19 protein-coding genes are annotated in these 25,057 nt (G+C 70.7%); 7 read left to right on the forward strand and 12 right to left on the reverse strand.

From position 1 onward, the window contains the following. Positions 1-254: 254 nt before the first annotated feature. The 4 genes from IOD14_RS33610 to IOD14_RS33625 form a co-directional block, all read right to left on the reverse strand. Positions 255-932: a DUF2567 domain-containing protein gene (locus IOD14_RS33610; protein WP_212672307.1), complete on the reverse strand. Its 678-nt coding sequence runs from the start codon at positions 930-932 to the stop codon at positions 255-257. A 34-nt stretch (positions 933-966) separates the two neighbouring features. Further along, on the reverse strand, positions 967-1,791 hold the full coding sequence (locus tag IOD14_RS33615; protein ID WP_123988575.1) for an ABC transporter permease: 825 nt from the start codon (positions 1,789-1,791) through the stop codon (positions 967-969). Between the two features lie 82 nt (positions 1,792-1,873). Beyond that, positions 1,874-2,848, reverse strand: a complete 975-nt coding sequence (locus IOD14_RS33620; protein ID WP_212672308.1) for an ABC transporter ATP-binding protein — start codon at positions 2,846-2,848, stop codon at positions 1,874-1,876. 106 nt (positions 2,849-2,954) lie between these two features. Next, positions 2,955-4,172 carry an NYN domain-containing protein gene (locus IOD14_RS33625; protein WP_123988577.1) on the reverse strand — a complete coding sequence of 406 codons (1,218 nt, stop codon included), beginning with the start codon at positions 4,170-4,172 and terminating at the stop codon, positions 2,955-2,957. Between the two features lie 223 nt (positions 4,173-4,395). On the opposite strand from IOD14_RS33625, the gene IOD14_RS33630 reads away from it, so the two are divergent. Beyond that, positions 4,396-4,560 carry a hypothetical protein gene (locus tag IOD14_RS33630; protein WP_174269096.1) on the forward strand — a complete coding sequence of 55 codons (165 nt, stop codon included), beginning with the start codon at positions 4,396-4,398 and terminating at the stop codon, positions 4,558-4,560. A 91-nt stretch (positions 4,561-4,651) separates the two neighbouring features. Here IOD14_RS33630 and dnaE read toward each other — a convergent pair whose 3' ends face one another. After that, positions 4,652-8,191, reverse strand: coding sequence for a DNA polymerase III subunit alpha (dnaE, locus tag IOD14_RS33635; protein ID WP_123988578.1), 3,540 nt, complete (start codon positions 8,189-8,191; stop codon positions 4,652-4,654). Between the two features lie 204 nt (positions 8,192-8,395). Between dnaE and IOD14_RS33640 the strand changes: the two genes are divergently transcribed. From IOD14_RS33640 to IOD14_RS33655, 4 genes are all read left to right on the forward strand, one after another. Continuing rightward, a complete protein-coding gene (locus tag IOD14_RS33640; protein ID WP_123988579.1) occupies positions 8,396-9,721 on the forward strand; it encodes a DUF2252 domain-containing protein in 1,326 nt (441 codons plus the stop codon). A 91-nt stretch (positions 9,722-9,812) separates the two neighbouring features. After that, complete coding sequence (locus IOD14_RS33645) at positions 9,813-10,505, forward strand: hypothetical protein (protein WP_123988580.1); 693 nt, start codon at positions 9,813-9,815, stop codon at positions 10,503-10,505. A 95-nt stretch (positions 10,506-10,600) separates the two neighbouring features. Next, a complete protein-coding gene (locus IOD14_RS33650) occupies positions 10,601-11,416 on the forward strand; it encodes a thioredoxin domain-containing protein (RefSeq protein WP_212672309.1) in 816 nt (271 codons plus the stop codon). Positions 11,417-11,500: 84 nt separating this feature from the next. Further along, on the forward strand, positions 11,501-13,159 hold the full coding sequence (locus IOD14_RS33655; RefSeq protein WP_123988582.1) for an alkaline phosphatase D family protein: 1,659 nt from the start codon (positions 11,501-11,503) through the stop codon (positions 13,157-13,159). Here IOD14_RS33655 and IOD14_RS33660 read toward each other — a convergent pair. After that, positions 13,156-13,725: a dienelactone hydrolase family protein gene (locus IOD14_RS33660; RefSeq protein ID WP_123988583.1), complete on the reverse strand. Its 570-nt coding sequence runs from the start codon at positions 13,723-13,725 to the stop codon at positions 13,156-13,158. The genes IOD14_RS33655 and IOD14_RS33660 overlap by 4 nt on opposite strands. 119 nt (positions 13,726-13,844) lie before the next feature. Between IOD14_RS33660 and IOD14_RS33665 the strand changes: the two genes are divergently transcribed. Further along, positions 13,845-14,966, forward strand: a complete 1,122-nt coding sequence (locus IOD14_RS33665) for a mechanosensitive ion channel domain-containing protein (RefSeq protein ID WP_123988584.1) — start codon at positions 13,845-13,847, stop codon at positions 14,964-14,966. Between the two features lie 377 nt (positions 14,967-15,343). On the opposite strand, the gene IOD14_RS33670 is transcribed toward IOD14_RS33665, so the two are convergent. The 6 genes from IOD14_RS33670 to IOD14_RS33695 form a co-directional block, all read right to left on the reverse strand. Next, positions 15,344-16,084, reverse strand: coding sequence for an SDR family oxidoreductase (locus tag IOD14_RS33670; protein WP_123988585.1), 741 nt, complete (start codon positions 16,082-16,084; stop codon positions 15,344-15,346). Between the two features lie 53 nt (positions 16,085-16,137). Continuing rightward, on the reverse strand, positions 16,138-17,712 hold the full coding sequence (locus IOD14_RS33675; RefSeq protein ID WP_123988586.1) for a Na+/H+ antiporter: 1,575 nt from the start codon (positions 17,710-17,712) through the stop codon (positions 16,138-16,140). Between the two features lie 165 nt (positions 17,713-17,877). Beyond that, the gene (locus tag IOD14_RS33680; protein WP_212672310.1) at positions 17,878-18,348 is read right to left on the reverse strand and encodes a GNAT family N-acetyltransferase; all 471 of its coding nucleotides are present in this window, start codon (positions 18,346-18,348) and stop codon (positions 17,878-17,880) included. After that, the gene (locus IOD14_RS33685; RefSeq protein ID WP_212672311.1) at positions 18,345-19,289 is read right to left on the reverse strand and encodes an RluA family pseudouridine synthase; all 945 of its coding nucleotides are present in this window, start codon (positions 19,287-19,289) and stop codon (positions 18,345-18,347) included. Before IOD14_RS33685 ends, IOD14_RS33680 begins: the two co-directional genes overlap by 4 nt. A gap of 66 nt (positions 19,290-19,355) precedes the next feature. Continuing rightward, a complete protein-coding gene (gene lspA / locus IOD14_RS33690; protein WP_123988589.1) occupies positions 19,356-19,931 on the reverse strand; it encodes a signal peptidase II in 576 nt (191 codons plus the stop codon). 61 nt (positions 19,932-19,992) lie between these two features. Then, positions 19,993-21,315: a TraR/DksA family transcriptional regulator gene (locus tag IOD14_RS33695; RefSeq protein WP_212672312.1), complete on the reverse strand. Its 1,323-nt coding sequence runs from the start codon at positions 21,313-21,315 to the stop codon at positions 19,993-19,995. Positions 21,316-21,896: 581 nt separating this feature from the next. On the opposite strand from IOD14_RS33695, the gene ileS reads away from it, so the two are divergent. Continuing rightward, positions 21,897-25,034, forward strand: a complete 3,138-nt coding sequence (gene ileS / locus IOD14_RS33700; protein ID WP_212672313.1) for an isoleucine--tRNA ligase — start codon at positions 21,897-21,899, stop codon at positions 25,032-25,034. Positions 25,035-25,057: the final 23 nt, after the last annotated feature.

Raw genomic sequence — 25,057 nt, forward strand, 5'->3', positions numbered from 1 at the left:
TCGAGGACAAAGCCCCTTCAGAACCGAAGCGGGGTCTGGGGCCGACAGCTCTGTGCGGGGTGTCTGGCGCCGGCAGCCCAGGGCGGGGCCCAAGGGGCTCAACTCCCGGGCGGATCTGGGGCCGACAGCCCTGGGCAGGGTCTGAGGCCGACAGCCCTGAGCAGGGTCTCGGGGCGCAGCCCTCGGCGGGGTCGAAGGGGCGGCAGCCCCTGGGGATGGGACGGGTAGGGGCGGCGGGGGCGAGGAAACGGCGCCTACGCCGCAGGCGCCCCGTACCCGTCCCCCGGAACCCCCGGCCCGTACACCGGCTCAGGATCCCGCGGCCCGAACAACGCCGTCAGGCCCAGATGCACGACGAGCCCGGCCAAGGACCAGGCCAGCAACGCCCCCTTCGCCCCCAGCTTCAGCGGCGCGGAGAACGTGACCCCCTTGCCCACGGCCTTGGCATGCGCGAGCACGTCGGACGACGGCCCGAGCCACATCCCCACCCGCCACGCGAGCAGGGACGCCAGAACGCCCCCGACGGCCAGTCCCACCACCAGCGGCACTCCGCCCCGCCGCCGCCACAGGAACACGACGAGCGCGCTCACGGCCCCGAAGGCCAGCGCCAGCAGGGTGAGCGTCCCGTCCACCCCCACCGCCTGCTCGCCCTCGGTGTCCTTGAGGTAGACGACCCAGTTCCCCTGCTCGTCCACGTCCCCGACCAGCGGCACGTGCGGAGCCAGCCACCACCACAGCACCCCGAGCAGCACTCCGCAGAGCGCCACGGCGACCATGATCACCGCGCCCTCGATCAACTCGGTCCTCATCCCGGGCCCGCCCTCCCCGTAACGGGGTTCGGCGGGAGCCGCGTACCCGGCATGGGGGGCCTGCCACGCATCGTGCGGGGACGGTTCGTGGGGCGGCGGCGGAGGCGTCAACGGAGCGGTCACCCTGACATCGTGCCAGGCCCGCCTGTGCGGCGCGTCACCGGACGGCCGCCCGGCGGTAGGCCCAGGTGGCGACGGCCAGCGAGACCACACCGACGCACCCGCACACGGCGAGGTCGCCGAGCACGAAGGCCCAGTCGGGATGCGGCCCGAAGGTCCGGGCGAAGGCCTCGACGCCGTAGGTCGAGGGCAGCAGATCCCGGGCGAACCGCACCGCCTCGGGCATCCGGTCGGCGGGCAGGACCCCGAGCAGCAGCGCGGCAGACATGCCGAGCTGTCCCAGCAGCGTGGCCAGTTCCGGCCGGGGCGCGAGCAGCCCGAGCGCCGCCCCCAGCCCCGCCAGGGCCGCGCCGGCCAGCGGGATCACCGCCACCAGCACCCACAGGTGCGCCAGCGGCAGCCCGAACAGCACACACCCGAAGATCGCGGTGACCACGGTCCCGGGCACGGTGAAGGAGGCGTACGCCCCCGCGGCGCCGAGCACCACGGCGGCGGGCGGCACCGGCAGGGTGGCGTAGTGGTCGAGCCCGCCGCTCGCCCGCAGCTGCCCGAAGTACTGCGCGAGCAGATTGAGCGCGACGAAGGCGACGACCAGCACGGACGCCCCGGCGACCACGGACTGGGCCTCGCCCCCGCCGTCCACGACCCCCCGCATCAGGATCATGATCCCGACCGACTGGAAGGTCGCCACGAACAGCAGTGGGATGCGCGCGACCCGCGCGCGGGACAGCTGCGCCCGGTAGACGGCCGCCAGTGACGGCCACAGCCGTGCGCGCGGCCCGAGCTCGGCGGCCGCGTCCCGACCCGTCTCCACGACGGCCGGCGCGCCGCCCGGCAGAACCTCGGCGGGTACGACACTCACGTGGCTCGGCTCCTCTTCGCTCCGGCGGTCGCCCTGTGACGTACGGATGCGGCCGTCCGCGTACTCAAAGTGCTCACGGTGCTCACGCCTTCACCAGCCCCTGCTGCGCGGCCCCGCCCAGCGCGAGGTACACGTCCTCCAGGCTGGGCGTGGCGAGCGTGAAGTCGTCCAGCGCGGCGAACGCGGCTCCGCCGGTGACGGTGGCGACGACCGCGCGGGCCTCCTCGGGGGCGAGCCGCAGCGTCCAGCGGCGCCCGGCGGCCACGGCCCGGTCCTGGAGCGCGGCGACCTCGGGGACGTGCAGCGGGGCCGCCTCGCGCCACACGAGGTCGACGCGGACCTCCCCGGCGACCTGTTCCTTGAGCCCGGAGGGCGTGTCGCAGGCGATGACCCGCCCCTGGTCGAGGACGGCGACCCGGTCGAGGACGGTCTCCGCCTCGATGACGTTGTGGGTGACGAGAAGGACGGTGGTCCCCCGCTCGGCCCGCCGCCGGTCCACGGCGGACCACACCGCGCGCCGCGCCACGGGGTCCATCGCGGTGGTCGGCTCGTCGAGCACGAGCAGCGGCCGCTCCCCCACCAGCGCCGACGCGAAGCACGCGAGCCGCCGCTGTCCGCCGGACAGCTTCTTCAGGGGCCGCCCGGCGATCGTCGTGAGCCCCAGCTCGTCGAGTACGGCGTCCCGCTCGGCCCGCGCCCGCCTTGCCTCCAGACCGCGCAGCCGTCCGGTGGTCTCGGCGGCGAGGGAGACGGTGAGTTCGTCGAGGGCGGAGGACTCCTGGCCGAGATAGGCGAGGATCCGCGAGGCCCGGTCCGGGTGGCGCACGATGTCGTGGCCGAGGATCTCGACGCTGCCGCGGTCGGGCCGCATCAGCCCGGTGAGCTGCCGTACGAGTGTGGTCTTCCCGGCGCCGTTCGGCCCGAGCAGCCCGAAGATCTCGCCCTGCCGGATGTCCAGTCGTACGTCGTCGGTGGCGCGTACCTCGGGCGTCGCCGGCGCCCCGCGCCGCCCGCGCACCGCCGGATAGGTCTTGGTCAGCCCACGCACCGCACACACGACATCCCCACTGTGTCGAAGTGCCGGTGCAGCGCGCGTACTCACAAGGAACGAGACTACGGGGTCCGGGAGCCCGGCTCTCCCCTGGGGCGGGGTATGTGCCGTTTCACTCCCCGGCGGGGGCGTGCTCCGCCGCCGTCCGCACATCGATCTCGCGCCAGAACCCGGCCCGGATCGCATAGCGGTCGTGCTCGTCGATCTGGTCGTCCTTGTGCGCGAGCAGCCCGAACCGCGCCGCGTACCGGAGCAGCTCCCCGTCGATCCGGTGCGGCACCCGCGGGTACATCCCGGACAGCTTCTGCAGATGGGCCTGGTCCCCGAGCCGCTCCATCCACCGGCGCGCGAAGACCTGCCCCACCTCGAACGGGTCCCCGCCGACCGTGGTGATGTCCTCCTCGCGGTCGGCCCATCGCTGCTCCGCCGTGGTGAGCTGCGCGAGCGTCGGCATGGAGGCGACCTCGGGCGGCTCGGCGGCGCCCCCGGGCCGGTCGACCCAGCCCTTGTCGGAGGACCAGCGCAGGGTCGCGCTCGCGGGGTGCTGGGCGGGCTGGCTGCCGTGCGCCCGCAGCGCGGCGAGATCCTTCGGCGTCGGTACGCCCTTCGGCGCGGGCACCCGCTCCTGCGTGCCGTTCTCCGAGGCGGCCGCCGGGGCGTGCTCGCTCTCCTCGGCGGACCGCTCGGGTGCCTGCGAGAGCGCGGACTCGGGCAGCGGCGCGGAGAGGATCGCGGCGATCTCGGGCCTCGGCACGGGCGGCGGCGCGCAGACCCCGCCGAGCTCCTTCGCGCGGACGGCCTTGGTGATCCAGGCCCGGTCCAGCACCCGCCGCTCGTCCGCCTCGGCGACCAGGTCCTCCGACTGGTTGTAGTCCCCGTCGGCGGCCTGCACGGCCCACAGGTGTACGGCGACCCCGTGCTCCTTGGCGGCCATCATGCCCGGCAGCAGGTCCCCGTCGCCGGTGACGAGCACGACGTCGGAGCAGGCGCGGTTGCGGGCCAGTTCGGTGAGCTCGGCGTGCATGGCGGCGTCCACGCCCTTCTGGGCCCAGCGTCCGTCGCTGCGGGTCAGGGCGCCGAGCCGGACGGTCACCCGGGGCATCACCCGCAGCCTGCGGTGCTCGGGCTGGGGGACGCGGTCGGGGGCGCCGTCGAACCAGTAGATGCGCAGCAGGGGCCGTTCCGTGTCGGACTCGGCCCGGTCGCGCAGCCCCTGGACGAGGGCGGCGTGGTCGACGGTGATGCGGGAACGCGAGGGCTCCCCGGCGAGGAGACTGGCGGCGGCCCCCAGCAGATACCCGGCGTCCACCAGGACGATGCAGCGGTCCACGGGTCCACCCTCTTTCCGGGAGGTTTGCTTCGGGCTTCCTTCGAGTCTGCCCGACCGCGCGGGGGTTAACGGCCGGAACTCGATCTTCGGCGTGGCGTTTCGGGGCATCGCCCGGCGACATTCCCTGTCACGCACGGTAATTATCCGAAATGCGCCTCTTGTCAGCCTATGTGAATCTGGTCCCGGCCCTGGCCCCTAGATCACCCTCAGGAGGCAGATCACCATGGCCAAGAACAAGAAGCAGAACCGTAAGCAGCCGCAGTCCGAGCGTGCCGGGCAGGAGCCGCAGCACTCCTCGATGGAGACACCGGCCGAGCAGCGCACCACGCAGGTGACTCCCGGCGATGTCGCCCGCAAGGGGCGGCAGAAAAGCTTCGGGCACAACTGACATCTGCATAAAGGGTTGTTGAGACCCAGGCACACAGAGGGGCGCACCCCGCAAGGAGTGCGCCCCTCAGCAAGTCCCGGGGACGGGTGGGTCAGCCCGCCAGGCAGGACGGTCCGAGCAGCACCTTCAGGTCGCCGAAGAGCGCCGGGTCCGGCTTCACCCGGTGCCGGTCCAGCCGCAGGACCGTGGTCTTGCTGGGCCCCTGCAGCCGGATGCGGACCTCGCTCTCCCCCTTGTGGTGGCTGAGGATCTCACCGAGCCTGCTGACCATCGGCGGGGTGACCTTGAGCGCCGGGATGGTGAGGATCACGGGCGCGTTGGTTCCCGCGTTGGACAGGTCGGGGACCTGGAGCTCCATGGCGACCAGACGGGGCACGTCCTCGCGCTTGTCGAGGCGGCCCTTGACGAAGACCACGGCGTCCTCGACGAGTTGGGTCGACACCAGCTGGTAGGTCGCGGGGAAGAACATGCACTCGATGGAACCGGCGAGGTCCTCGACGGTGGCGATCGCCCAGGCGTTGCCCTGCTTGGTCATCTTGCGCTGCAGGCCCGAGATGATGCCGCCGATGGTGACGACCGCGCCGTCCGCGTGCTCACCGCCGGTGAGCTGGGCGATGCCCGCGTCGGCCTTGTCGGACAGCACGTGCTCCAGGCCGAAGAGCGGGTGGTCGGAGACGTACAGGCCGAGCATCTCCCGCTCCTGGGCGAGCAGGTAGGTCTTGTCCCACTCGTCGGTGGTGAACTCCACGTCGAGTCCGAAGCCGGGCTCGCTGGTGTCCGCCTCGCCCATTCCGCCGAAGAGGTCGAACTGGCCCTCGGCCTCCTTGCGCTTGACCGCGACCACGTTGTCGATCATCGAGTCGAAGTGCGCGGTGAGGCCCTTGCGGGTGTGCCCCATGGTGTCGAAGGCGCCCGCCTTGATCAGCGACTCCGTGGTGCGCTTGTTGCAGGCGACCGCCTCGACCTTGTCGAGGTAGTCGGGGAAGGAGGCGTACTTCCCCTTGGCCTTGCGGCTGCGGATGATCGACTCGACCACGTTGGTGCCGACGTTGCGCACCGCTTCGAGCCCGAAGAGGATCACGTCGTCGCCCTGGGCGGCGAAGTTGTGCTCGGACTCGTTGACGTTCGGCGGGAGCACCTTGATCTTCATACGCCGGCACTCGTTGAGGTAGACCGCCGACTTGTCCTTGTCGTCCTTGACCGAGGTGAGCAGCGCGGCCATGTACTCGGCCGGGTAGTTGGCCTTGAGGTACGCGGTCCAGTAGGAGACCAGTCCGTACGCGGCGGAGTGGGCCTTGTTGAAGGCGTAGCCGGCGAAGGGGACCAGCACGTCCCACAGGGCCTGGATCGCCTCGTCGCTGTAGCCGTTCTTCTGGGCACCGGCCTGGAAGATGGTGAAGTTCTTCGCCAGTTCGTCGGGCTTCTTCTTGCCCATCACGCGGCGCAGGATGTCGGCCTCGCCGAGCGAGTACCCGGCGATGATCTGCGCGGCCTTCTGCACCTGCTCCTGGTAGACGATCAGGCCGTAGGTGACCGCGAGGACCTCTTCGAGCGGCTCCTCCAGCTCCTTGTGGATCGGCGTGATCTCCTGGCGGCCGTTCTTGCGCTCGGCGTAGTTGATGTGCGAGTTCATGCCCATCGGGCCCGGCCGGTAGAGGGCCGAGACGGCGGAGATGTCCTCGAAGTTGTCGGGCTGCATCTGGCGCAGCAGCGAGCGCATGGGGCCGCCGTCGAACTGGAAGACGCCGAGGGTGTCACCGCGGCAGAGCAGTTCGAAGGTCTTGGGGTCGTCCAGCGGGAGGGCGAGCATCTCCAGGTCGATGCCCTTGTTGGCCTTCACCATCTTGATGGCGTCGTCCATGATCGTGAGGTTGCGCAGGCCCAGGAAGTCCATCTTCAGCAGGCCGAGCGACTCGCACTGCGGGTAGTCCCACTGCGTGATGGTCACGCCGTCGGTGTGCCGCACCCAGATCGGGGCGTGGTCGACGATGGGCTCGCTGGACATGATCACGCCGGCCGCGTGCACACCCATCTGCCGGACCAGGCCCTCGACGCCCTTGGCGGTGTCGATGACCTTCTTCACGTCCGGTTCGTTCTCGTACATCCCGCGGATCTCGCCGGCCTCGCTGTAGCGCGGGTGCGAGGGGTTGGTGATGCCGTCGAGGTCGATGCCCTTGCCGAGGACGTCGGCGGGCATGGCCTTGGTGAGGCGGTCGCCCATCGCGTACGGGTAACCCAGGACGCGCGCGGAGTCCTTGATCGCGTTCTTGGCCTTGATCTTGCCGTAGGTGCCGATCATGGCGACCTTGTCGGCGCCGTACTTCTCCGTCACGTACCGGATCACCTCGACGCGCCGACGCTCGTCGAAGTCGATGTCGACATCGGGCATGGAGACGCGCTCGGGGTTGAGGAACCGCTCGAAGATCAGGCCGTGCGGGATCGGGTCGAGGTCGGTGATGCCCATCGCGTAGGCGACGATCGAGCCGGCCGCTGAGCCTCGGCCCGGGCCCACCGCGATGCCGTTGTTCTTGGCCCACATGATGAAGTCGGCGACCACGAGGAAGTAGCCCGGGAACCCCATCTGGATGATGACGTCCATCTCGTAGTCCGCCTGCTTCTGGCGGTCGTCGGGGATGCCGCCGGGGAAGCGGCGCTCCATGCCGCGGCGCACCTCCTCCTTGAACCAGGTGACCTCGGTGTAGCCGTCGGGGATGTCGAACTTCGGCATGAGGTTCTTGGCCTCGAACATGCCCTCGGTGTCGACCATCTCGGCGATCAGGAGGGTGTTGGCGCAGCCCTCCTGCCAGGCGTCCGAGGAGTCGATGGCGTACATCTCCTCCGTGGACTTCAGGTAGTAGCCGGTGCCGTCGAACTTGAAGCGGTCGGGGTCGGAGAGGTTCTTGCCGGTCTGGATGCACAGCAGGGCGTCGTGGGCGGTCGCCTCGTGCGCGTACGTGTAGTGCGAGTCGTTGGTGACCAGCGGGGGGATGCCGAGCTTCTTGCCGATCTCCAGGAGGCCGTCGCGGACCCGGTGCTCGATCTCGATGCCGTGGTCCATCAGCTCCAGGAAGTACCGGTCCTTGCCGAAGATGTCCTGGTAGTCGGCGGCGGCCTTCAGCGCCTCGTCGTACTGGCCGAGGCGCAGCCGGGTCTGGAGCTCGCCTGAGGGGCAGCCGGTGGAGGCGACGATCCCCTCGGACCACTGGGAGATCGTCTCCTTGTCCATGCGGGGCCACTTCTGCAGCCAGCCCTCGGCGTAGGCGTCGGAGGAGAGCTTGAAGAGGTTGTGCAGGCCGGTCTTGTTCACGGCCCACATCGTCTTGTGGGTGTAACCACCCGAACCGGAGACGTCGTCCCGCTTCTGGTGCGGCTGGCCCCACTGGATCTTGCGCTTGTTGCGCCGGGACTCGGGCGCGACGTACGCCTCGATCCCGATGATCGGGGTGACCCCGGCCTTCTTCGCCGAGTGGAAGAAGTCGTACGCCCCGTGCAGGTTGCCGTGGTCGGACATGGCGATGTGGGTCATGCCCATCTCGTTGCACGCGTTGAACATGTCCTTGAGCCGCGCGGCACCGTCCAGCAGGGAGTACTGGGTGTGGACGTGCAGGTGCGTGAACGGCGGCTTTGACACGGCGTGGCCTCCATGGAAAACAGTCGACGACAGGCGGGCGGACGGTTCGGGGGACAGCGTCGAAGTCTATGCCTCGGCACTGACACTCAGAGGGCCGCCCCGCGTACCTTCACAACGAGGGTCGCGGGCACTTTCCCCCGGACCCGCCCGTTGGACCAGACGACAGAAACGCTGTCGTACGCATGCACCAGGAGGCACCCCGCGATGTCGGTACCGCAGCTCAACGACGAGCACCGCGGCGAGGAGATTCTCGCTGTCTTCGACACCGCCTTCGGCGAGCTCCTGGCCGCCGACCCGGCAGCGTTCCGCGTGAAGTTCCGCAAGATGGCGGCCTCGGCGTTCGCGTTCTACCGCGGGACGGCGTGCCTCTTCTACCACGACCTGGACGCCGAGAAGAGGGGCGGCCCGTACCTGGACGAGCGCACCTCGCGCGTGTGGATCCACGGCGACCTGCACGCGGAGAACTTCGGCACCTACCTGGACGCCAACGGCCGGCTGATCTTCAACGTCAACGACTTCGACGAGGCCTACGTCGGCCCCTTCACCTGGGACCTCAAGCGCTTCGCCGCCTCCGTCGCGCTGATCGGGTACGCCAAGGCGCTGGGCGACGAGCAGATCACCGAGCTGGTCGAGGTGTACGCGGGCGCGTACCGCGAGCGGATCCACGCCCTGGCCACCGGCGCCAAGAGCGACGAGGTGCCGCCCTTCACCCTGGACACCGCCCAGGGCCCCCTGCTGGACGCGCTGCGCGACGCCCGCTCCCTGACCCGCTTCGGCCTGCTGGAGTCGATGACGGAGATCCGCGACTTCGAGCGCCGCTTCGCGCCGGGCGGCGGTTCCATCGAGCTGGACGCGGCCACCCGCTACAAGGTGCTCGCGGCCTTCGACGGCTATCTGGAGACCCTCCCGGAGGCCTCCCTGTCCCGCCCGGACTCCTACCGCGTCAAGGACGTCGTCGGCCGGCGCGGCATCGGCATCGGATCGGCCGGGCTGCCGTCGTACAACATCCTGCTCGAGGGGCACACCGACGCCCTGGAGAACGACGTCGTGATCTACATCAAGCAAGCCCAGACCCCGGCCGTCTCCCGGCACATCACCGACCCGGCGATCCGCGACTACTTCCAGCACGAGGGCCACCGCACGGTGATCTCCCAGCGCGCCCTCCAGCAGCACGCCGACCCCTGGCTGGGCTGGACCGAGCTGAGCGGCGCGGGCCAGCTGGTCGCGGAGATCTCGCCGTACGCCGTGGACCTGGACTGGGGCGACATCGACGACCCGGAGGAGATCGCGGCGGTCGTCGCCGACCTCGGCCGGGCCACGGCCACCATGCACGCAGCGGCCGACGACACCTCCGGCGAGTCCCTGGTGCCGTTCTCCACCGAGCGGGCCATCGACGCGGCGATCGCGGCCGACGAGGACGGCTTCGCGGGCCTCCTGGTCGACTTCGCGCACAGCTACGGCGCACGCGCGCGTGCCGACCACCAGACCTTCGTGGACCTGTTCCGCAACGGCCGCATCCCCGGCCTGTGACGGGCCCCCAACCGCCGTCGATAACGATAGGGCCGCTCACAGGGACCCTTTAGGGGTCCCTTACAGGCCCGCGTGACACACTCTCCACGCTATGGACATATCCGGGACCCAGCTACGAGCGCTCCGCGCGGCGCTGTTCACGGCACTCGTCGTGACGCTCAGCACCGCGTCGCACGTGCTGCTGTCCCGGGCTCCCCTGCCGCTCAACACGGTGGCGGCGGTCGCCGTCGCCGTGTTCGCGCTCACCTTCGCGCTGGCCGGCCGGGAGCGCGGCTACGGGCGGATCGCCGCCGTGCTGATCCCCCTGGAGCTGGCCGCCGACACCGTCTTCACCACCGGGCAGCACATCTGCTACGGCGCCGCGGGCGGCCCGGTGACGGGGCCGCTGCGCTCGGTCGGCTGGGACGTGTTCTGCGGCGACGGCACCAGCGTCGGCTCGCCGCTGGCCCGGATGACCGGCACCGACCCGGAGCGGCTGGGCGGCCTGCTCGCCCACGCCGACCCGGCCACCGCGTGGCTGCTGCTCGGCGCGCACGTCTGCGTCGGCCTGATCGCGGCCGCCTGGCTGCGCCGGGGCGAACGGGCGCTGGCCCAGCTGCTGCGGGCCGTCGCCGCCACGACCTTCCGGCCGCTGCTCCTCGCGGCCGCCGCGCTGACCGTGCGGTCGGCGCCGGAACCGGTCCGCCCGGTGCGCCCCGGCCGCCGTACGGCCCGCGTTCTCGACGAGCTCCTCGTGCACTCCCTGGGACGGCGTGGACCGCCGTGCTCGGTCGCTTCCGTCTGAGCCTCACGCGCTCCCACGGCACCTGAGCACCACCAGTCCCGACCCACGTATCCCCGCACACCACGTGTGCGCGTCCCCCGATGGAGAACACCGAAATGAGCAAGCGGAACAGCCAGGCCGCGAAGACCGCCGCCCGTGAGCGGCTGCGCCAGGAACGCGAGCGCCAGGCCAAGCGCGACAAGATCAAGCGGCAGGTCATCGTCGCCTGCTCCGTGGTCGGTGTCCTGGCGATAGCCGGCGGCATCGGCTACGCGGTCGTCCAGGGCAACAAGCCCAGCTACTGGGAAGCGGCGAAGGACGACAAGCTCGTCAAGCCGGCCAACAGCACGGGCACCAACGGCACGACCGTCGTCATCGGCAAGAGCACCGCCAAGAAGACCCTCGTCATGTACGAGGACCCGCGCTGCCCCGTCTGCGCGCAGTTCGAGCAGACCGTCGGCTCGACCGTCGACAAGGGCGTCGAGGACGGCAAGTTCAAGATCCAGTTCGTCGGTGCCACCTTCCTCGACGGCAACCTCGGCGGCGAGGGCTCGAAGAACGGCCTCAGCGCCCTCGGCGCGGCGCTGAACGTGAGCCCCGAGGCGTTCCTGAAGTACAAGACCGCGATGTACTCCACGAAGTGGCACCCCGACGAGAGCGGCCCCGACAAGTTCAAGGACGACTCCTACCTCATCAAGATCGCGCAGACCGTCCCTGAGCTGAAGGACAACAAGACCTTCCAGAACGCCGTGAAGAACGGCACCTACGACAAGTGGGCCCTGGACATGTCCGAGAAGTTCAACAAGGACGGGGTGACCGGCACCCCGACCCTGAAGATGGACGGCAAGACGCTGACCGGTGCCGACGGCAAGAGCGCGCCGATGACGGTCGCCGACTTCAACACGGCGCTCGACGCGGCTCTGAAGGCCTGATCACCGCACTCTTCAGGCAAAGGGCGGGCGAACTTTCACGAGTTCGCCCGCCCTCGTTCATACCGATCAGTAACCTGATCGGCCGTGACCAGTAGACCGAGAACAACCGAGAGCAACTCCCTTTCCCCGCGCCGCCGTACGGTCGTCAAGGCCGCGGCGGCCACCGCGGTTCTGGCCGGACCGCTCGCCGCCGCACTGCCGGCCCGGGCGGCCGCCGAGACCCCCGCCTTCCTGCACGGCGTCGCCTCCGGCGACCCGCTCCCGGACGGGATCCTGCTGTGGACCCGGGTGACCCCCACCGCCGAGGCCGTACCCGGCTCCGGGCTCGGCCCCGACACCGAGGTCGGCTGGATCGTCGCCAGGGACAAGGCCTTCACGAACGTCGTCGCCAAGGGATCCGTCACCGCGACCGCCGCCTCCGACCACACCGTCAAGGCGGACGTGCGCGGCCTCGCGCCCGCCACCGACTACTGGTTCCGCTTCTCGGCGGGCGGCACCGACTCCCCGGCGGCGCGCACCCGCACTGCGCCGGCGGCGGACGCGGCCGTGGCCAACCTCCGCTTCGGCGTGGTCTCCTGCGCCAACTGGGAGGCCGGCTACTTCTCCTCGTACCGCCATCTCGCGGCCCGCGGCGACCTGGACGCCTGGCTGCATCTGGGCGACTACATCTACGAGTACGGCACCGGCGAGTACGGCACCCGCGACACCGTCGTACGGCAGCACGCGCCGACCCACGAGATCCTCACCCTGGCCGACTACCGGATCCGGCACGGCAAGTACAAGACGGACCCGGACCTCCAGGCCCTCCACGCGGTCGCCCCGGTCGTCGCGATATGGGACGACCACGAGTTCGCCAACGACGCCTGGTCGGGCGGTGCCGAGAACCACACCGAGGGCGCGGAGGGCGCCTGGTCGGCCCGTCAGGCCGCCGCCAAGCAGGCCTACTTCGAGTGGATGCCGGTCCGCCCCGCGCTCGCGGGCACCACCTACCGCCGGCTGCGCTTCGGCAAGCTCGCCGACCTCTCGCTGCTCGACCTGCGGTCCTTCCGCTCCCAGCAGGTCGCCGTGGGCAACGGCTCGGTCGACGACCCGAACCGCACCATCACCGGCCGCGCCCAGCTGGACTGGCTGAAGGCCGGTCTGAAGTCGAGTGACACCACCTGGCGGCTGGTCGGCAACTCCGTGATGATCTCGCCGTTCGCGATCGGCTCGCTCTCCGCCGACCTGCTGAGGCCCCTCGCCGAGCTGCTCGGTCTGCCGAAGGAGGGGCTCGCCCTCAACACCGACCAGTGGGACGGCTACACCGACGACCGCCGCGAACTCCTGGCCCACCTGCGCTCCAACGCCATCCGCAACACCGTCTTCCTGACCGGCGACATCCACATGGCGTGGGCCAACGACGTGCCGGTGGACGCCGGCACCTACCCGCTGTCCGCCTCGGCCGCCACGGAGTTCGTCGTGACCTCGGTGACCTCGGACAACCTCGACGACATCCTCAAGGTTCCCGAGGGCACGGTGACCGCGCTCGCGGCGCCGGTCATCCAGGTCGCCAACCGGCACGTCCACTGGGTCGACACCGACCGCCACGGCTACGGCGTCCTGGACATCACCGCCGACCGGGCGCAGATGGACTACTACGTGCTGTCCGACAAGACGAAGCAGAACGCGACCTCGGCCTGGGCGCGTTCGTACCGCACCCGGACCGGCACGCAGAAGGTCGAGCGGACGTACACCCCCGTCTAGAGCGTCTCCAGGAAGCCGAGGGCCACCCGCCAGGTGGCCTCGGCGGCCTCCTCGTCGTAGTCCGGCAGGTCGGGGTCGGTGTAGAGGTGACCGGCCCCGGCGTACCGGTAGACCTCGACGTCGGCGCCGGTGCGGCCCATCTGGAGATACCAGGCGCTCAGCCAGTCGTCGGTCTCGAACGGGTCCGGCTCGGCCACGTGCAGCTGGACCGGCAGTTCGTCCGCGGTCGCGTTGGGCGCGATGTCCGACGTGCCGTGCAGGAGCAGCAGTCCGCGGGCCTTGTCGTCGCCGAGGGCGAGGGTCTGCGCGATCGAGGCACCGAGCGAGAAGCCGGCGTAGACGAGACCGCGCTCGGAGTAGGGCGCGGCGGCCAGGACGGCCCGCTTGAGCAGTTCGTCCTTGCCGATCTCCTCGTTGAAGGCCATGCCCTCCTCGACCGTGTCGAACGTGCGCCCCTCGAAGAGGTCCGGGGTCCACACCTCGTGCCCCGCCTCCCGCAGCCGGTCGGCGGCCTGGCGGACGGCGGGCCTGAGGCCGTAGGTCGAGTGAAAGAGCATGATGTTCATGGGGCCATGGTGCCAGCCGGTACGGACAACGCCCGCGCACGGCGGGGACAGGGGCCGTACCCACTTCGGGGCGGAAGTCACATGTTCATGCCCGCCCCGGGCCGGTTAGGTTCGGGGTCATGGAGAACGTACTCCGTCCACTGATCGTGGTCGGCGGCTCGGTGCTGCTCACTCTCGTGATCGGCTGGGCCACCGACCTTCTGCTGCGCAAGGCCGACGCGCGCCACAGCGAGACCCCGATGTGGGGTCTGCTGCGCCGTGGCCGCATCCCCTACATGCTCGTGCTGTGCGCGGCGATGCTGAGAGGAGCGTACGACGAGGCGAGGGTGCTGCAGCGGCACAGTGCGGGCATCGGGCAGACCCTGACGCTGATCCTGATCGGGGCGACCGCCTGGCTGGTGATCCGGATCGCCGCCGCCATAGTGGAGACGACGTACACCCGTTACGCCCGCGCCCACCACGACGCCGCCCGGGTCCGCCGGGTGCGCACCCAGGTCACGCTGATCATGCGGGTGGTCGCCGCGGTCGTCGGCGTGGTGGCCGTGGCCGCGATGCTGCTGACGTTCCCCGCGATGCGCGCGGCCGGTGCCTCGCTGCTGGCCTCGGCGGGCATCCTCGGCATCGTCGCCGGTGTGGCCGCCCAGTCGACGCTCAGCAACATGTTCGCCGGGCTGCAGATCGCCTTCGGCGACATGGTGCGCATCGGGGACACCGTGGTGGTGGACGGCGAGTGGGGCACCGTCGAGGAGATCACGCTGACCTTCCTGACGGTCCGCACCTGGGACGAGCGCCGGATCACCATGCCGGTGTCGTACTTCACCTCGAAGCCGTTCGAGAACTGGTCGCGCGGCACCCCGCAGATGACCGGCATCGTCTTCTGGCACGTCGATCACACCGCCCCGGTGGAGCTGATGCGCGAGCGGCTGCGGGACATCCTGCGCGAGTGCCCGGCCTGGGACGGCCGCGACTACGGCCTCGCCGTCACCGACACCACCCCGAACACGATGCAGGTGCGTGCCCTGGTGACCGCCAAGGACGCGGACGACATCTGGACGGTGAGGGTCACGGTCCGCGAACAGATGATCCGCTGGCTGACCGACCACCACCCGTACGCCCTGCCCCGGGTCAACACGGCGGACGCGACACTGGCCCCGGGATTCCGGTCGAGGAACGGCCACCGCCCGCACAGCGGCAACCCCGACGGCGCAGCCGCCGACGCCCCGAGAACGGGCCGAGGCTGACACCGCTCGGCGTGCCACGCCCACAACCGGGCTGACGGCCGCGCCGCGCCCACAACCGGGCTGACGGCCGTGCGGCGCCCAGGACCGGGCTGACGGCCGTGCGGCGCCACGTGGCAGAGGGCCTGCCGTGCGGCGCCGCACGACACAGGACCGCCGTAGCGCCGCACGACGCAAGGCAGCCATAGCGCCGCACGACACAGGACCGCCATGGCACCGCGCGACACAGGGTCCGTCCTGATGCCGCGTGGCGCATGGCCGTCCCGGCGGTGGCGCAGGGTCCGTCCTGGCGCCGCGCGACTGTACCCACTCAGGGGCGCGGGGAACTGCGCGACCGGCCACGACGGACCCGCACCCGCCGACAGCCGGCCGCGCCCCCGTCACCTCCCGCGCTCAGCCCCACCATTGACCTGCACGATCTGCGAAGTCACATGCCCGGCCCCGGCCGAAGCCAGCCAGTGCAGCGTCGCGGCGACATCCCCCGGCGTCCCGGCCCGCCCCGTGGACGTGTCACCGATCAGCCGCTCCCGCCGCGCGGGATCGATCGCCGCACCGAAGAACTCCGTCTCCTCGACATACCCCGGCGCCACCACATTGGCCGTGATCCCCCGCGGCCCCAACTCCCGCGCCAGATCATGGGCGTACGGATGCAGCCCCGCCTTCGCCGCCCCGTACGCCCCGCTCCCGGACCCCCGGTACGCGGCGATGGAACTCACGAACAGCACCCGCCCGCCCGGCGAGGCGAGCCGCTCCTTCAACCCCTCCGTGAGCAGCACCGCGGTCAGCAGATTGAGCCGGAAGTTCACGGTCCAGTCGTGCACGACGGCGTCGAGCGGATCGGCACCGTCCACCGCGGGTTCGAGCTGCCCGTTCCCCCCGGCACTGTGGATCAGCACATCCACGGCCCCGAGCTCACGCGCCACGAATCCGACCACCCCGCGCACCTGCTCGACGTCACCGAGATCCGCGGCGTACGTCAACGCCCCGGGCACCCCGGCCTTCGCCAGCACCTCGGCGCGCCGCCCGAGCAGCAGCACCCGATCCCCCTCCGCAGCGAACACCTGCGCCGCCGCGAGCCCGATTCCCGTACCGCCACCACTGATCACCACGTTGCGAGCCATGACTGCAGCCTACAAACGTCCACTTGGCGCGCGTTCCCCCGGTGGCCGCCCGCTCACCGCAGACTACGGACGTCCAGATGCCTGAGCACCCGGTCCACGACCTCGGGGTCGGCCCCCGGCTCGCTCCGCGCCGCCAGCACCTCGTGCCGCGCCGCGCTCAGCATCTCGCCCTGGATCTGCCGCACCCGCTTGAGCCGCCGCCTGGCCTCGCGCCGCTCCTCGTCCCCCGTCTCGGGATGGATCCGCACGCCGATCTCGAACGCCCGCCGCTGCATCTGCTCGGACAGTTCCTCCGGCAGCTCCTCCACGGCCTCGATCTCCCGCAGCCGCCGCTTGGCCGCCTTCGCCGCCCGGACCGCGAGGGCCTTCTCGAACTCCTTCTCCCGCTCGCTGTCGGCCCGCACCCCCAGCCGCTTCACCAGCCACGGCAGCGTCAGCCCCTGGAGCACCAGCGTCGCCATGATCACACCGAACGCGATGAAGACGATCTCGTCCCGGTCGGGAAAGCCCGCGCCCGATTCGGTCTCCAGCGGAATGGCCAGCGCCAGCGCCACCGACGCCACGCCCCGCATCCCGGACCACCACATGATGACGGTCTCCCGCCAACTCGTCGGGATCTCCTCGCTGTAGTCCCGCCTCGCGTGCATCCGCTTGGTGAGCCAGGTGGCCGGCATCAGCCACGCGAGCCGTACGAGGACGACCACGGCGACGATCGTCCCGGCCCAGCCGAGCATCTCGCCCCAGCGCCCGGACGCGGTCCGGATCGCGTTGTGCAGCTCCAGTCCGATGAGCCCGAAGGCCACGCCGGTGACGAGGGTGTCGACGATGTCCCAGAAGGTGTGCCCGGCCAGCCGGGTCATCACGTCGTCGGCGTCGGTGCCGTACTCGGCGAGGAAGAGGGCGGTGGTCAGCACGGCGAGCACACCGGAGCCGTGGAGCTCCTCGGCGAGCACGTAGGAGGCGTACGGCACGAGCACCGTCAGCCCGATCTGGAGGGTGGCGTCGCCCAGCAGATCCATCAGCTTGTTGGCGCCCCAGCCCAGCACCAGCCCCACGACGACGGCGACCACCGCGGAGAGCACGAGCTCGAAGACGGCCTCCCCGGGCTTGAACGAGCCGCTGACGGCCGCGGCGACGGCCACGTGGTAGAGCACGATCGCCGTCACGTCGTTGAAGAGCCCCTCGCCCTCCAGGATGGACACCAGCCTTCGGGGCAGCCCGAGTTGGCCCGCGACCGCGGTCGCGGCGACCGGGTCGGGCGGCGCGACCAGCGCGCCCAGTGCGACGGCGGCGGCGATCGGCAGCCCCGGCACGATCGCGTGGGCGACGACGGCGACGCACAGGGTCGTCACGAACACGAGCGCCACGGCCAGCAGGAAGATCGGCCGCTTGTTGGCCGTGAACTGCCGCCAGGACGTGCGCCGCACCGCCGCGTAGAGCAGGGGTGGCAGCAGGATGGGAAGGATCAGCTCGGGCGGGATGTCGACATTCGGTACGAAGTCCAGCACCGCCAGCACGATCCCGAGCAGTGTCATCAGCACCGGCGCCGGCAACCCGAGCCGGTCCCCCACCGGGACACTGATCAGAGCCCCCAGCAACAGCACGAACAACAGGGCCAACTGATCCACGGTGAGAACTCCGGGCAGATCGACAAACCAACGGTCACTTCAGTCTGCCCGCAAAACGCCCCAACCCGCCCGACCGCCGCTCCCGCAAGGCCTTCAACCGCCGGCGCTCAGCCGTCAGCCGCCACGGGCCACCCGTCAGCCGTCACGCCCGTCACTCACAACCCGTCAGAGAACCCGCCGCATGGCCCGGTGCGGTATCCCCGCGTCCGGGAACTCCGGCCCGTACGCCTCGTACCCGAGCCGCTCGTAGAACCCCAGCGCGTGCGTCTGGGCGTGCAGATCCACGGCCGTCAGCCCACGCGCGCGTGCCGCGTCCTCGACGGCCGCCACCAGCGCGGCCCCCACCCCGAGCCCGCGCGCCTCCCGGGTCACCGCGAGCCGCCCCAGGGACCCCACGGACACCTCGCCGCCGGTCTTCCCTGCCGCCGCCTCGCCGTACAGCAGCCGCCCGGTCCCGAGCGGCACCCCGTCCTCCCGAACGGCCAGCACATGCACCGCCACGGCGTCGTAGGAGTCGTACTCGATGTCCTCGGGCACACCCTGCTCGCCTACGAAGACCTCCTTGCGCACCGCGAAGCAGGACTCCCGGTCGGCGGGGTCCTCGGCGATCCGCACCTCGTACGCGCCCGTGCTCACCCGTAGGTCTCCGCCCGCACCAGGTCCAGGGCCTGCTGGAGGTCCTCCGGATATTCGCTCGCGAACTCCACCCACTCCCCGTCCCCGGGGTGCTCGAAGCCGAGCCGCACGGCGTGCAGCCACTGCCGGGTCAGCCGCAGCCGCTTGGCGAGGGTCGGGTCCGCGCCGTAGGTCAGGTCGCCGACGCAGGGATGGCGGTGGGCCGCCATGTGGACGCGGATCTGGTGGGTGCGCCCGGTCTCCAGCTTCACGTCGAGCAGCGAGGCCGCGCGGAACGCCTCGATGAGGTCGTAGTGCGTCACGGACGGCTTGCCCTCGGCGGTGACCGCCCACTTGTAGTCGTGCTGGGGGTGCCGGCCGATGGGTGCGTCGATGGTGCCGCTGGTGGGGTCAGGGTGGCCCTGGACGAGCGTGTGGTACCGCTTGTCGACCGTGCGCTCCTTGAACTGGCGCTTGAGCGAGGTGTACGCCCGCTCCGACTTGGCCACGACCATCAGCCCCGAGGTGCCCACGTCGAGCCGGTGCACGATGCCCTGGCGCTCGGCGGCACCGGAGGTGGAGATGCGGTATCCGGCGGCGGCGAGCCCGCCGATCACGGTCGTGCCGGTCCAGCCGGGGCTGGGGTGCGCGGCGACCCCGACCGGCTTGACGATCACGACCACGTCGTCGTCGTCATGGACGATCTCCATGCCCTCGACCGGCTCGGCGACGATCTGCACCGGCGCGGCCGCCTGCGGCATCTCGACCTCCAGCCAGGCCCCGCCGTGCACCCGCTCGGACTTCCCGACCACCGACCCGTCGACCATGACCTTCCCCGCGGCTGCGAGCTCGGCCGCCTTGGTACGGGAGAAGCCGAACATGCGGGAGATGGCGGCGTCGACGCGCTCGCCCTCCAGGCCGTCGGGCACGGGCAGGGTACGGATCTCGGGAATCGTGCTCACCCGTCGAGTATGCCGGACAGCCCGGACGGCCCCGACCGGCCCTGTGGAAAACCGGAAGGCCGGGGCTCAGTCCTTGTGGACGGTTCCGTCCGGGTCCAGCCCCTTGAAGGACAGCAGCACGATCAGGATGCCGCCGCACACGATCGCCGAGTCGGCGAGGTTGAAGACCGCGAAGTGCTTGGGCGCGATGAAGTCGACGACCGCGCCCTCGAAGACGCCGGGCGAGCGGAAGAGCCGGTCGGTGAGGTTGCCGAGCGCACCGCCGAGCAGCAGTCCGAGCGCGATCGCCCAGGGCAGGCTGTAGAGCTTGCGGGCGAGCCGGGCGATGACCACGATCACTGCGGCCGCGATCACCGTGAAGATCACGGTGAAGGCCTCGCCGAAGCCGAAGGCCGCGCCCGCGTTGCGGATCGCCTCGAACTTCAGCCAGTCCCCGATGATCTCGATCGGCTCGTGGTGCTCCAGCCTGGCGACCACGATCATCTTGCTGATCAGGTCGAGGGCGTACGCGAAGGCGGCCACCGTGAACAGCACGGCGATCCGGCGCTTGCCCCTGGGCCGCGCCGTCTGGTCCTGCTCCGGCTCGGCCCCCGCCGCCTCTGGGGTATCCGGCGTACCGATGATGCGCTCCGCCTCTGCCACGTGAGTCCCTCGACCTAGGTACCTGACTGAGGACGAGGGTACGACACGCCTCCAAGGACCCTCAGTACCGGCGTTCCTGCTTCTGCTTGCACTCCACGCACAGGGTCGCGCGCGGGAAGGCCTGCATGCGTGCCTTGCCGATGGGGTTGCCGCAGTTCTCGCACAGGCCGTAGGTGCCGGCGTCGAGCCGTCCCAGGGCGCGTTCGGTCTGGGTGAGCATCTCGCGCGCGTTGGCCGCGAGGGCCATCTCGCTCTCGCGCGTGATGTTCTTCGTGCCGGTGTCGGCCTGGTCGTCGCCCGCGCCGTCCCCGGAGTCCCGCATGAGTCCGACCAGGGACTCCTCGGAGGTGGTGATCTCGGTGCGCAGCCGCAGCACCTCGGCGGTCAGCTCCGCGCGGGCCTCCTCGACCTCTTCGGGCGTCCATGGATCCTCACCCGGGCGCACCGCCAGTTCGCCGGGCTCCACCGCGGCGACACGCGCGTTGGGTAGGGCGGTCTTCGCCGCTGTGGCCGTGCCAGGGGTCTTCTTCGCAACCACCGTCGTGGCTCCCGTCTTTTTCGCGGCCCTCGCCGCGCCCGCCTTGTTGGCCGTGCTCTTCCTGGCCGCCCGCTTCGTGGGGGTGTGCTTCCCGGAGGTGCCCTGTCCGGTGTCCCCCTGCGGGACACCGGCCTCCGTGGCGGCCGTCTCCTCGACCGCGGTGTCCGCCGCGGCCGTCCTCTCCCCCGCGGCCTTCGTCGCGGTGGCGCCCTTTGCCGCCCTCTTCTCGGCGGCCGTGCTCTTCGTCGTGCTCTTCTCGGCGACCGCCTTCTTCTTCGTACCCGAGACTTTCTTCGTACCCGAGACCTTCTTCGCACCTGCGGCCTTCTTCGTGGCCACAGCTTTCTTCGTGGCCACAGCTTTCTTCGTGACCGCGGCTTTCTTCGTGACCGCAGCCTTCTTGGTACCCGCGGCCTTCTTCGTGACCGCGGCCTTCCTCGTGACCGACGCCTTTCCGACGCCCTTGGTGGGCTCCTCCGTCCCCCCGACAGGGGCCTCGGCCGTCGGTCTCCCGCCCGAGGTCTCGTCCTCCGCGGTCGCGTGCCCGCCGGAAGCCGCCGTGGCCTTCTTGGCGCCGCTCGCCCTCCGGGGCGCCGCCTTCTTCGCCACGCCCTTCTCCGCACCCGCACCCGCGCGCGTGCTCTTGACGGCGGCCTTCTTCGCGACGCTCTTCGCCGCCGCACCGACCGCCTTCACGGCCTTGACCGCACCCTTGGCGGGCGATGCGGCGGACGCCCCCTGCGCGCTCTTCTTGCCGCCCGCGCCCTTGGCCTCGCCGCCGGAGGCTCGGGCATGGCTGGAACGGCCCGACGCCGACTGCTGTACGGCGGTCTTCTTCGCCACCATGCCGCGGCCCCTTCACATATTGTGATCTTGCTCGCGAATCGTGCTGGGACGATAAATCGACTTGAGTCCCGCGGCAACGGGGCACGCCGCCCGATTCGCCCGCCCCACGCACGCGGGGCGGGAAGCATGCATGCGTTGTGCCCAGCTCCCCGCCGGGTAATCCGCCGGATCGAGCGTCCCGGAATCCGAACAGTCGTGCCGCTCCATTCGGGTCACGGCGGGCCCTGCGGCGACCTCCGCGCCCGGCCCCGGAAATCCGGTCGGCCAGTGTCCCCGGGGCGCCGTACACTGGGCGCAGCGAGAAGCGTGGATGGGGACGAGTAGCGGCGTACGCAGCCCAGAGCGACCCGGGGACGGTGGAAGCCCGGGGGCGAGCGCGACGCGAAGATCACCCCGGAGCCGCCGGAAGAAAGCCCGTCAGGGCCGGTAGACCCGGCATCGCGACCCCAATGAGGGGGCTCATCGACACACACCAGGTGTCGGCGGGCCAAGGAGGGTGGTACCGCGGGAGCGCGCCGAATCCGGCGCACGGGCTCTCGTCCCTCCGGACGGAAGGCAGCACATCCGCCGGAGGAAGACTGATGACGCAGTACCGCCAGGTGCCCGCCCAGGTCGACCTGCCCGCGCTCGAGCACGCGGTGCTCGACTTCTGGCGCGAGCAGAAGATCTTCGCCAAGACCCTGGAGCAGTCCGAGGGCCGCCCCGAGTGGGTCTTCTACGAGGGCCCGCCGACCGCCAACGGCATGCCGGGCGCCCACCACATCGAGGCGCGCGTCTTCAAGGACGTCTTCCCCCGCTTCCGCACCATGCGCGGCTACCACGTGGCCCGCAAGGCCGGCTGGGACTGCCACGGCCTCCCGGTGGAGCTCGCGGTCGAGAAGGAGCTCGGCTTCAGCGGCAAGAAGGACATCGAGGCGTACGGCATCGCCGAGTTCAACGCCAAGTGCCGCGAGTCCGTGACCCGCCACACCGACGCCTTCGAGGCGCTCACGACCCGCATGGGCTACTGGACCGACCTCCAGGACCCCTACCGCACGATGGACCCCGAGTACATCGAGTCGGTCTGGTGGTCGCTGAAGACGATCTTCGACAAGGGCCTGCTGGTCCAGGACCACCGCGTCGCCCCTTGGTGTCCGCGCTGCGGCACCGGCCTGTCCGACCACGAGCTGGCGCAGGGCTACGAGACGGTCGTGGACCCGTCCGTGTACGTCCGTTTCCCGCTCACCTCCGGTCCGCTCGCCGGTAAGGCCGCGCTCCTGGTGTGGACGACGACCCCCTGGACCCTGGTGTCCAACACGGCGGTCGCCGCGCACCCCGAGGTCACCTACGTCGTCGCCACCGACGGCGAGGAGAAGCTCGTCGTCGCCGAGCCGCTGCTCGCCAAGGCGCTCGGCGAGGGCTGGGAGACCACCGGCCAGTCCTTCACCGGCGCCGACATGGAGCGCTGGACCTATCAACGTCCGTTCGAGCTCGTGGAGTTCCCGGAGCAGGCGCACTACGTCGTCAACGCCGAGTACGTCACGACCGAGGACGGTACCGGCCTGGTCCACCAGTCCCCCGCCTTCGGTGAGGACGACCTCAAGGTCTGCCGCGCCTACGGCCTGCCGGTCGTGAACCCGGTGCGCCCGGACGGCACCTTCGAGGAGGACGTCCCCCTCGTGGGCGGCGTCTTCTTCAAGAAGGCGGACGAAAAGCTCACCGAGGACCTCCAGCAGCGCGGCCTCCTCTTCCGGCACATCCCGTACGAGCACAGCTACCCGCACTGCTGGCGCTGCCACACCGCGCTCCTCTACTACGCGCAGCCGTCCTGGTACATCCGCACCACCGCCGTCAAGGACCGCCTCCTCCAGGAGAACGAGAACACCAACTGGTTCCCGGAGACGGTCAAGCACGGCCGCTTCGGCGACTGGCTGCAGAACAACATCGACTGGGCGCTGTCCCGCAACCGCTACTGGGGCACCCCGCTGCCGATCTGGCGCTGCGAGGACGACCACCTCACGGTCGTCGGCTCCCGCGCGGAGCTCACCGAGCTGACCGGCACGGACCACTCCGGCCTGGACCCGCACCGCCCGTACATCGACGAGGTCACCTTCGCCTGCCCCCAGGACGGCTGCGGAAAGACGTCCACGCGCGTGCCGGAGGTCATCGACGCCTGGTACGACTCGGGTTCGATGCCGTTCGCGCAGTGGGGCTACCCGTACAAGAACAAGGAACTGTTCGAGTCCCGCTACCCGGCGCAGTTCATCTCCGAGGCCATCGACCAGACGCGAGGCTGGTTCTACACGCTGATGGCCGTCGGCACTCTGGTCTTCGACAAGTCGTCGTACGAGAACGTCGTCTGCCTCGGCCACATCCTCGCCGAGGACGGCCGCAAGATGTCCAAGCACCTGGGCAACACCCTGGAGCCGATCCCGCTGATGGACCGGCACGGCGCGGACGCGGTGCGCTGGTTCATGGCAGCCGGCGGCTCCCCGTGGGCGGCTCGTCGCGTGGGCCACGGCACCATCCAGGAGGTCGTCCGCAAGACGCTCCTCACGTACTGGAACACGGTCGCCTTCCAGGCCCTGTACGCCCGTACGTCCAACTGGGCGCCCAGCGCGGCGGACCCGGCCCCGGCAGACCGCCCGGTCCTGGACCGCTGGCTGCTGTCCGAACTGCACGCGCTGACCGACCAGGTGACCCAGTCCCTGGAGGCGTACGACACCCAGCGCGCCGGCAAGCTCCTTTCGGCGTTCGTGGACGACCTGTCCAACTGGTACGTACGCCGGTCCCGGCGCCGTTTCTGGCAGGGCGACAAGGCCGCGCTGCGCACCCTGCACGAGGTCGTCGAGACGGTCACCAAGCTGATGGCCCCGCTGACCCCGTTCATCACCGAGCGGGTCTGGCAGGACCTGGTCGTGCCGGTCACCCCGGGCGCCCCGGAGTCGGTGCACCTGACCTCCTGGCCGGAGGCGGACCTGACCGCCATCGACCCGGAGCTGTCGAAGCAGATGGTCCTGGTGCGCCGGCTCGTCGAGCTGGGCCGGGCCACGCGCGCGGAGTCGGGCGTGAAGACCCGCCAGCCGCTGTCCCGGGCGCTCGTGGCCGCGACCGGCTTCGACGCCCTGGACCGTGAACTGCACGCGCAGATCACCGACGAGCTGAACGTGAGCGCGCTCGCCTCCCTCAGCGAGGTCGGCGGCAGCCTGGTCGACACCACGGCGAAGGCCAACTTCCGCGCCCTGGGCAAGCGTTTCGGCAAGCGCGTCCAGGACGTGGCGAAGGCCGTCGCGAACGCCGACGCGGCCGCGCTGTCCCTCGCCCTGCGCGAGGGCACGGCCTCGGTCGAGGTCGACGGCGAGACGATCGCTCTGGCCCCGGACGAGGTGATCATCACCGAGACCCCGCGCGAGGGCTGGTCGGTGGCCTCCGACTCCGGTGCGACGGTCGCCCTCGACCTGGAGATCACGGAGGAGCTCCGGCAGGCGGGCCTGGCCCGTGACGCGATCCGTCTGATCCAGGAGGCCCGCAAGAACAGCGGCCTCGACGTGGCCGACCGCATCGCCCTGCGCTGGACGGCCACGGACCCGGCCGTGATCGCGGCCCTGTCCGAGCACAGCGCCCTGATCGCCGACGAGGTCCTTGCGACGGACTTCGCCCAGGGCGAGGCGGACGACAGCTACGGCACCCCGTTCACCGACGAGGGCCTGTCGCTGACGTTCCGTCTGCGCAAGGCGTAAGCAGCAGAACGAAGGCCCGGTCC

This window comes from Streptomyces sp. A2-16 (assembly GCF_018128905.1).
GTDB lineage: Bacteria > Actinomycetota > Actinomycetes > Streptomycetales > Streptomycetaceae > Streptomyces.